9 protein-coding genes are annotated in these 8,402 nt (G+C 53.7%); 4 read left to right on the plus strand and 5 right to left on the minus strand.

The features are described 5' to 3' along the window. Window positions 1-46: 46 nt before the first annotated feature. On the minus strand, window positions 47-1,495 hold the full coding sequence (locus POG22_RS06310) for an MFS transporter (protein WP_498904241.1): 1,449 nt from the start codon (window positions 1,493-1,495) through the stop codon (window positions 47-49). Between the two features lie 287 nt (window positions 1,496-1,782). On the opposite strand from POG22_RS06310, the gene POG22_RS06315 reads away from it, so the two are divergent. From POG22_RS06315 to POG22_RS06325, 3 genes are read left to right on the plus strand one after another with little or no spacing between them, the layout of a single operon-like run. Beyond that, window positions 1,783-3,072 carry a glucose-1-phosphate adenylyltransferase gene (locus POG22_RS06315; RefSeq protein ID WP_498904243.1) on the plus strand — a complete coding sequence of 430 codons (1,290 nt, stop codon included), beginning with the start codon at window positions 1,783-1,785 and terminating at the stop codon, window positions 3,070-3,072. A gap of 26 nt (window positions 3,073-3,098) precedes the next feature. Beyond that, a complete protein-coding gene (locus tag POG22_RS06320) occupies window positions 3,099-3,221 on the plus strand; it encodes a hypothetical protein (protein WP_498904245.1) in 123 nt (40 codons plus the stop codon). Between the two features lie 50 nt (window positions 3,222-3,271). Further along, window positions 3,272-4,285: a J domain-containing protein gene (locus POG22_RS06325; protein WP_498904247.1), complete on the plus strand. Its 1,014-nt coding sequence runs from the start codon at window positions 3,272-3,274 to the stop codon at window positions 4,283-4,285. On the opposite strand, the gene POG22_RS06330 is transcribed toward POG22_RS06325, so the two are convergent. The 3 genes from POG22_RS06330 to POG22_RS06340 all read right to left on the minus strand — a co-directional run bounded on the left by POG22_RS06330 (window position 4,282) and on the right by POG22_RS06340 (window position 6,739). Continuing rightward, window positions 4,282-4,548, minus strand: a complete 267-nt coding sequence (locus POG22_RS06330) for a DUF3143 domain-containing protein (protein WP_026097899.1) — start codon at window positions 4,546-4,548, stop codon at window positions 4,282-4,284. The two genes, POG22_RS06325 and POG22_RS06330, sit on opposite strands and share 4 nt — an antisense overlap. 36 nt (window positions 4,549-4,584) lie before the next feature. Next, the gene (locus POG22_RS06335) at window positions 4,585-5,064 is read right to left on the minus strand and encodes a J domain-containing protein (RefSeq protein ID WP_498904249.1); all 480 of its coding nucleotides are present in this window, start codon (window positions 5,062-5,064) and stop codon (window positions 4,585-4,587) included. A 148-nt stretch (window positions 5,065-5,212) separates the two neighbouring features. Beyond that, on the minus strand, window positions 5,213-6,739 hold the full coding sequence (locus POG22_RS06340; protein WP_498904252.1) for a YifB family Mg chelatase-like AAA ATPase: 1,527 nt from the start codon (window positions 6,737-6,739) through the stop codon (window positions 5,213-5,215). 583 nt (window positions 6,740-7,322) lie between these two features. Here POG22_RS06340 and POG22_RS06345 point away from each other — a divergent pair. Continuing rightward, window positions 7,323-7,862 carry a tetratricopeptide repeat protein gene (locus tag POG22_RS06345; RefSeq protein WP_017662791.1) on the plus strand — a complete coding sequence of 180 codons (540 nt, stop codon included), beginning with the start codon at window positions 7,323-7,325 and terminating at the stop codon, window positions 7,860-7,862. On the opposite strand, the gene POG22_RS06350 is transcribed toward POG22_RS06345, so the two are convergent. Further along, the gene (locus tag POG22_RS06350) at window positions 7,859-8,206 is read right to left on the minus strand and encodes a translation initiation factor (RefSeq protein ID WP_498904254.1); all 348 of its coding nucleotides are present in this window, start codon (window positions 8,204-8,206) and stop codon (window positions 7,859-7,861) included. The two genes, POG22_RS06345 and POG22_RS06350, sit on opposite strands and share 4 nt — an antisense overlap. Window positions 8,207-8,402: the final 196 nt, after the last annotated feature.

An 8,402-nucleotide genomic window follows, 5' to 3' on the forward strand; every position in this document is an offset into this window, starting at 1 on the left:
CCTCTCCCCTTCTCCCCTTCTCCCCCTCTTCAGAAGCTCCCCATTCTCAATTCTCGCCTTGGTTTTGGCGTTCTTGAAGTTTCAGGACGATTTCCTCGTGAACCTCTCGCGTCAGGGGATAGAAATAGGCCAGAATCGAACCGATAATTAACAAGGTCGTCGGTAGCGGTCCGATCGCCAAGCGAATCGCTAACAATGCTGACTCTGGCTGTGGAGGGAGTGCCTGTCCGGGGACGGGTTCGACGAATCCTGCCAGTTCTAACATCTGGCCGACGAGGAACAATCCCAACGCCAAACCAATTTTTTGGAGCAACACCATAAACGCGTAAAACACCCCTTCGCGACGATGGCCGCTTTGGAGTTCGTCCAAATCCGTAACGTCCGTCAACATCGACCAAGGAATTAAATAGGCCGTCGCGACGCCCAATCCCGCCATCGCACAGAGGACGTACAACAGGTCTACGCGATCGCGCGGTAAGAAAAACAAACCACCTTGGGCGACGATCCATAAGATCATCCCCGAAAAATACGCCGCTTTACGGCCGTAGCGGCGACTGATGGCACTCCACAACAACAGGGAGACCATCGCCACCCCCTGCACCACCAACGCCACCATAAAATAGGATTCTAAGCCCATCCAGCCGATCGCGTAATAGGGAATGACGGCCGCCGTCAGTTGAAATGCCAGCCAGGAACAGAGATAAATCCCGATGACGAATAAAAACGGTCGGTTGCGAAAGACAACTTTCAGTTGTTGTTTCAACGACAGAGAGGTTTCTTTTCTAACCTCCGTCTCCGCTGCTGGTTCCGGGCGGTTGGGATCGAAGGCCGTGCGATCGGTGGTTCCCCAAATGCACCAATAGAGGGGTAACACTGCTAAAATCGCACAAATGCCCCCGAGCCAGAGATACTGTTGTTGCGGGTCGTCGATCGCGCCAGCCAACGCAACGCCCAAAGCCAGAGACAGCAAACTGCCCCCGATCGAAAATACAAAGCGAAAACCCGTCAAACTGGTGCGTTCGTTGTAATTTTGCGTCAGTTCCGGTGTCAACGCCGTATAGGGCAAATTGACCGCTGTATACGCCGTATTAAATAAAATACTGACAACCACGTAATACCAAAACAGCCCCCATTGGTCGGCCGGGTCGGGACTCGACCATCCCGGCACCAACCAATGCAAGAAAAAGAAAATGCCAAAGGGAATACCGCCCCAAATCATCCAAGCGTGTCGTCGTCCCCAGCGAGAGCGGGTGCGATCGCTCAAAAACCCCACGATCGGGTCGTTGACCGCATCCCAAATCTTACCGATCAACAAGACCGTTCCAGCCAATGCCGGTCGTAGCTGAGCCACATTGGTTAGAAAAATCAAAAACGAAAACGCCAGCAGTGTCGCTGTAATCCCCGCGCCCATATCTCCAGCACCGAAGGCTAACTTCGTCGCTACACTCAACTTTCGTCCTCGCAACTCAGACCCAGGCGCCGAATTCTCGCTCATGCGATCGCTCCCCTCTCAACACGACCCCCATTTTAAGCTATCCCCCTTCCTACCCCTCGCCGAACACTGCTCGCGTGTATATCGTCGGCGGGGGCGGTGCGCCTCTTTCAGGGAAGAGTTAAGAGTATAGAGTGAAGCGTTAAAGAGGAATTCCCACTCTTCCCTCTGCCCTCTTCCCTCTTCCCTGTAAAAATCCCCCCTTGCCAAGAAACCCAGACAATCGGACACTTGATTTTGAGAGTAGGGGCGGGGTCTCGTGTCCGCCCGCAGCCGATGGAGGTTTTCCGGTGAAACGAGTTTTAGGCATCATTCTCGGAGGGGGCGCAGGGACGCGCCTCTATCCACTTACCAAACTCAGAGCGAAGCCCGCCGTTCCCCTGGCTGGCAAATATCGCCTGATCGACATTCCCGTTAGCAACTGCATTAATTCCGACATTCAAAAAATTTATATCCTGACGCAGTACAACTCGGCGTCTCTCAACCGCCATATCTCGCGGACTTATAACTTTTCTGGGTTTAGCGACGATTTCGTGGAAATCCTCGCCGCCCAGCAAACATCCGACAGCCCCGGTTGGTTCCAAGGCACTGCCGACGCCGTACGTCAGTACATCTGGCTGATGCAAGAATGGGATATCGACGAATATCTCATTCTCTCGGGCGACCACCTGTATCGCATGGATTACAGCCAATTCGTGCAACGTCACCGAGAAACGAACGCCGATATTACTCTGTCGGTGATTCCCATCGACGAACAGCGAGCGTCGGATTTCGGTTTGATGAAAATCGACGATTCCGGTCGGGTGATCGATTTTTCCGAAAAACCCAAGGGTGACGACCTCAAAGCGATGCAGGTCGATACGACGACGTTGGGTCTCGACGCCGAACAAGCGGCGAAAAAACCCTACATCGCCTCGATGGGCATTTACGTCTTCAAAAAAGAGGTGTTGAACGACCTGCTGCAACGATCGCCCGACCAAACGGACTTCGGGAAAGAAATCATTCCCGGTGCGGCGTCAGACTATAACGTTCAGGCGTATCTGTTCGACGGGTACTGGGAAGATATCGGAACCATCCAAGCGTTCTACGAAGCGAATTTGGCGCTGACGAAACAACCGCAGCCGCCTTTCAGCTTCTACGACGAGAACGCACCGATTTACACCCGCGCTCGCTATCTGCCGCCGAGCAAACTCCTCGACTGTCAGGTTACGGAGTCCATCGTCGGGGAAGGCTGTATTTTGAAAGAATGCCGGATCGATCGCTCGGTGTTGGGGGTTCGCAGCCGCATTAACGCCGGGTGCGTCATCGAAGATACCTTGCTCATGGGGGCTGATTTCTATCAACCGTTCGCCGAACGGCAAGGGGAACTCGACGATCGCAAAGTTCCGATCGGAATCGGCGCCAACAGTACGATTCGCCGGGCGATCGTCGATAAAAACGCTCGCATCGGTAAGAACGTTCGCATTCTCAATAAAGAAAACATCGAGGAAGCCGATCGCGAAAATCTCGGATTTTACATCCGCAGCGGCATTGTCGTGGTGTTGAAAAACGCGACGATTCCCGATGGGTTCTCGATTTGAGGTTTGGGGAAACCCATCGATCGCCCGTGTTTAACTGCAAAAGAGCGATCGCCAACGGCTCGAACGTCCTCGGCGTTCGCTCGAGTTCGGGTATTGCCATCGTTTTCGGAAGCGATACCCGAACTCGACGGGCGAAAGAAATCCATTAAACTAGGAACGCAAGGAACAATTGCGATCGCGATACGGATTTTAAAGTGCAATGGCTGCAACGGACTTCAAAGACTATTACGCGATTCTCGGCGTAGACAAGACGGCGAGTAGCGACGAGATCAAACGCGCCTTTCGTCGCCTGGCTCGCAAGTATCACCCAGATATGAATCCCGGCGATCGCCAGGCCGAAGCGAAGTTCAAGGAAGTCAGCGAAGCCTACGAAGTTTTGTCCGATGCCGAAACGCGTCGTAAATACGACCAGTACGGCCAGTATTGGAAACAAGCGGCCAACGGCGGTTCGGCTTGGGGCGGTCGCACTCCCGCTGGCGCGCCGAACGGCTTCGATTTCGATTTCAGTCAATACGCCGACTTCGACGAGTTCATCGAGTCTCTACTCAGTGGTATGGGCGGCGGCCGGACGCGCACGCGTTGGTCTTATCAGAGTAGTCCGGGGGGGCGTACGTCGTCCGGGTTTGGTAGTGGATTTGAAGACTTTTCTCGCTACAGCAGCCGCCAACCGGGAACGTCTCTCGATCGCGAGGCGACGTTATCGCTGAGTTTTTCAGAAGCGTTTCACGGCGTCCAAAAACGCCTCAATATCGGCAGCGAAGTGATTTCAGTTCGCATTCCCCCCGGTGCGAAGTCGGGAAGCCGCGTACGCGTCAAAGGAAAGGGCAAGAAAGACGGCTTCGGACGACAAGGGGATTTATATCTCAACATCGAATTGCAACCCCATCGCTTCTTCTCCTTCGAGGGCGATAATTTGGTGTGCGAAGTGCCGATTTCTCCCGACGAGGCCGTCTTGGGCGCGAAAATCGACGTGCCGACTCCCGACGGTTCGGTGACGGTGAGCGTTCCTCCCGGCGTGCGTTCGGGTCAAATGTTGCGCTTGCGCGGGAAAGGGTGGCGCTTGCCGAAAACGGGCGATCGCAGCGACCAACTGGTGAAGGTCGAAATCGTACCGCCGAAGTCGCTCAGCGCCACCGAACGGGAATGTTACGAAAAACTGCGAGAGCAGCGCAGCAGCAATCCCCGAGAGGATTTACAGGGGATCTCGATTTAAGGCCCCCCAAAAACGGCGTTTTCTACGTCTTGGCGGCTTAGGGAATACTTGAACGAACGCTGGATGTCTTCTTCATCGTCGGGTTTTCGATAGCAGACGACGAGCTGGTCGATATCCAGCCAGATTTCGGCTCTCCAGGTTTGGCGATCGACCCACCAGTGGTTGAGTTCGTCGCGGTCTTGCTGGCATCCTTGGGTACGGAGCCAGTCTTCAATATCCGGTAAGGGATGGTTGTAAAGCGGCGTGGTAGCGGGCGGTGTCATCTTTACTTTACGAAACTTAAAACTCAAACCTCTCTATTACAACGGATCGCCCCTGAGCAATGCAATCGCGATCGCCAGAAACAAACTCCCTCCCAAAGAGGCGCACAGGAGAAATAACGAGAAAACTTCTCCTGGGGACAGGGGGCGATCGACCGGATCGAGATAGGCAGAAGAGGGACGAGAATCGTACTTCGTGGCGGGGCGATCGAGGTCGCGAGACGGTTGCACGACCCGAATGCGAGAATAGCGAATTTGAAGGTCGTAAGCCGCCCGCCGTTCGGGATTGCTGAGGGTGGCGTAGGCTTCGTTTAACTGTTGGAATTTCGAGGTTGCCACCGCGTGGGGCAGTTCGGTGGTGTCGGGATGATAGCGTTTGCTCAGCTCCCAGTAAGCCCGCCGAATATCGATGACGGAGGCGGAGGGATGCAACCCCAACAGGGCGTAGTAGTTTTTCCCTACAGCGGCAACAGTTTCGCGCAGGGCGTCTCGGTTGGTACTGGCTCTTTGCTGTGTCACGCTGCTTTTCCGTGGCGAAGGTCTTTCGGGCGAGCATTTTACCCATTGTAACGAGAGATTTTCGGAGCGTTAAGCTGCCCGATTCCCCCGCTGTGGTGTTTCAAGAAATGCTGCGCCGGAGTTTCGGAGGTTGCGCCGAAGTTGTGGACTATTGCATGCGATCGATCGTCCGATACTGCACCGCTTCGGCGATATGATGGCTTTGGATGGCGTCTTCTCCGGCTAAATCGGCGATGGTACGGGCGACTTTCAGAATGCGATCGGTGGCTCGAGCGGAGAGTCCTAATTTGCGAATCGCTCCTTCTAGCAACTGTTGCGAGGTCTCGTCTAAGGGACACCACTGCCGCAAGTGACGACTCTGCATTTCGGCGTTGCACTGAATCGACTCGTTAGCAAAGCGATCGCGCGATCGTTTGCGTCCCTGCAACACTCGTTCTCGCACGGTTTTCGAGTCTTCCCCCATCGACTGGCGCACGATTTCTTCCGGTTTCAAGCGATTGACCGCGACCTGTAAGTCAATGCGATCCATTAACGGCCCCGACAACCTCGCCCAATACTGGTTTCGCTGGCGAGGGGAACAGGTACAGGGTTGAATGGGGTCGCCGTAATACCCGCAAGGACAAGGGTTCGTACTGGCGACCAGGGTAAACTGGGCGGGAAACCTCACCGATTGACGGGTGCGGGTAATCGTGACGAAGCCGTCTTCGAGGGGTTGGCGCAAAAATTCTAAGACGTTTCGCTGGACTTCCGTGAGTTCGTCTAGAAACAAAACACCTCGATGAGCCAGGGAGATTTCCCCGGGTTTCGGATAACTGCCACCCCCGACGAGAGAAGGCCCCGAAGCGGAATGGTGGGGACTGCGAAAGGGACGCTGGCTGACGAGAGTACCGCGATCGCGCAACAACCCCGCGACGGAGTGAATTTTGGTCACTTCCAAGGCTTCGGAAAACGACAGGGGCGGCAAAATTCCCGGCAACCGCCGCGCTAACATGGTTTTACCGCTGCCTGGGGGGCCGACGAAAATCAAATTATGACCGCCTGCAGCGGCGATTTCCAGGGCGCGGCGAGCGTGAGCTTGTCCTTTCACGTCTTTGAGGTCGAGGTGAAAGGCGCGATCTTGGCTGAAGAGGCGATCGAGATCGACGCAAACGGGGTCTTTCACGTCGGGGTTGTTTAGCAACTCGACCACGTCGGTAATGCTGTGACAGCCGTATACATTCAAATCTCGCACGACGGCCGCTTCGCCTGCGTTCGCGGCGGGAACCACTAAGCCGCGAATTCCCATCTGTGGCGCTGCGGCGGCGATGGGGAGAACTCCGGTGACGGGGCGCAAGCTACCATCGAGGGAGACTTCCCCGAGAAACAGATAGTCTCCGAGAAGTTGTGGGTTGACTTGTTCGGAGGCGGCGAGAATGCCAAGACTAATGGGGAGATCGAAGCTCGGACCTTCTTTGCGTAAGTCGGCGGGGGTCAGGTTGACGACGATTTGTCGTTGGGGAAAGGCAAACCCCGAGTTTTTTAAAGCTGATTTGACTCGTTCGCGCGATTCTTGAACGGCGGTGTCGGGAAGTCCGACGATGGTGGTTCTCGGCAGTCCTCCAGTGACGTCTACTTCGACCCCGACGCGCACCGCTTCGAGACCGTATAGGGATGCACTCCAAATTCTGGCTAACACGAACTCGCTCCCTGGATGGGTTTCTCCGATCGATTCAGTTAAATTTTTATTGTCGTACGTGACGAGGATCGCTGACGTGACTGACATCACGTTTCGCAAGTGAAGAAAAATAAAACCTATCTATATTTAAGTCCGTAATTTCGCGTAGTTTTGCGTAGTTTTAACGCGATCGCAATATTTTTGACACGATCGCTCGAATTTTAACGAATTCTGTCCGTTGCACTCGCGTTTTCCATCGGCTTAGTCTCGTGCCAACTGGGGACGAAAATATCTCGGTTGTGGTATGGCAAGAGGGCGATCGTGTTGAAAAAGAGTTAAAACAAAGAAGGGAGTCAAGTAAACAACTGTGTTTTTTCATCAATTCTAAAGAGTTTTCAGGTTGGTTTACGTAAAAACACGGATATAGTATCCTGTGGATATACGCTATTTTACATACAGATCTCGCAGTAAATTATTAGCTAGAGATTAAACGTCGTGTTCGGGAGCGATCGTGCGACGGTTAAAATGTCTGCTGTCATGTAACTCGTACCAGACGCTGACATTAAAACGATTGAAATAAAGCCAGACCCAGCGTTTTTTTACCATGAACGGTTTTCTCAAAACTCAACTCGTTCGCATAGCGACTTCCTCAATAGCGATCTGGTGTGCGAGTTTGGCAACGCCATCTTGGGGTGTGGATTTATCAAAATATTTCAACGCGATCGAGTTGCAAGAAGTAACGCCAGAACTCCAAAGTCTCGAGTTTGAAGAACTAGCAGAGTTGTGTGCGAATGCCAGTCCTGTCGACGCGATCGAAGCCTGCTCGTTGGCGGTTCAAATGCGAAGCTGTCACGAACCCCTCGAAGAAAGCGATCGCACTCCTGAATGCGTCGTACTGCTCGATAACTTAGGTGCGGTCTTAGAACAAGTCGGCCGTTACGAGGACGCCCTAACAGTATTGCGCTACGCGTTGCAACTCCAACCCAACGACGCGAACGTTTGGTACAACCTCGGCATCGTGTTCGCCAAACTCAACCGATACCAACAGGCATTAGATGCCTTTGAAGAAGCCGCACGTTTGAATCCTAACGATACACAAGCACAAAAACAAGCAGACTTGTTGCGCGAAATCCTCAGCTTCTAGCCACCACTGCGCTTGGCGGGATACCCTTTCTCTTTCAAAAACGCAACGACGCGATCGACGAACTCTCCCTGAATCTCGATCGCGTTGTCTTTTACGGCGCCCCCCGCTCCACATTGACTTTTGAGCGCTTTCGACAAGGCTTTAAGGGTTTCCGGTTTCGCCTGAAACCCTGTGACGATCGTAACTGTTTTTCCTTTGCGCCCTTTGCGTGTCGCTTGCACGCGCAAGTCTTGCTGTTGGGGAAGAAGTTCCTGCACTCGCTCCGGTCCTCGAGCCGTGGCGTCGTTACCGAACTCCGAATACACTAGGCGATCGCGATTAGATTTGTGTTTGGACATGGAAATAGTCGAATTCGATTCTGCATTCAAGTTGACATACTCACCGCCCTAGAAGGGCGGTGATTCCTGCTAAGCAGTTACTGATTCATCGACACCACTTACTGGCTCGGGCTTCCCTTCGTCAGCAGAGGTGGGAGTCTCCTCAGTCGTTTGCGGTTTCCCGCCAGTTTCCCAATGCCCTTGGGTACTGTTCGTCCATTCC

This window comes from Geitlerinema sp. CS-897 (assembly GCF_028368005.1).
Lineage (GTDB): Bacteria > Cyanobacteriota > Cyanobacteriia > Cyanobacteriales > Geitlerinemataceae > Baaleninema > Baaleninema simplex.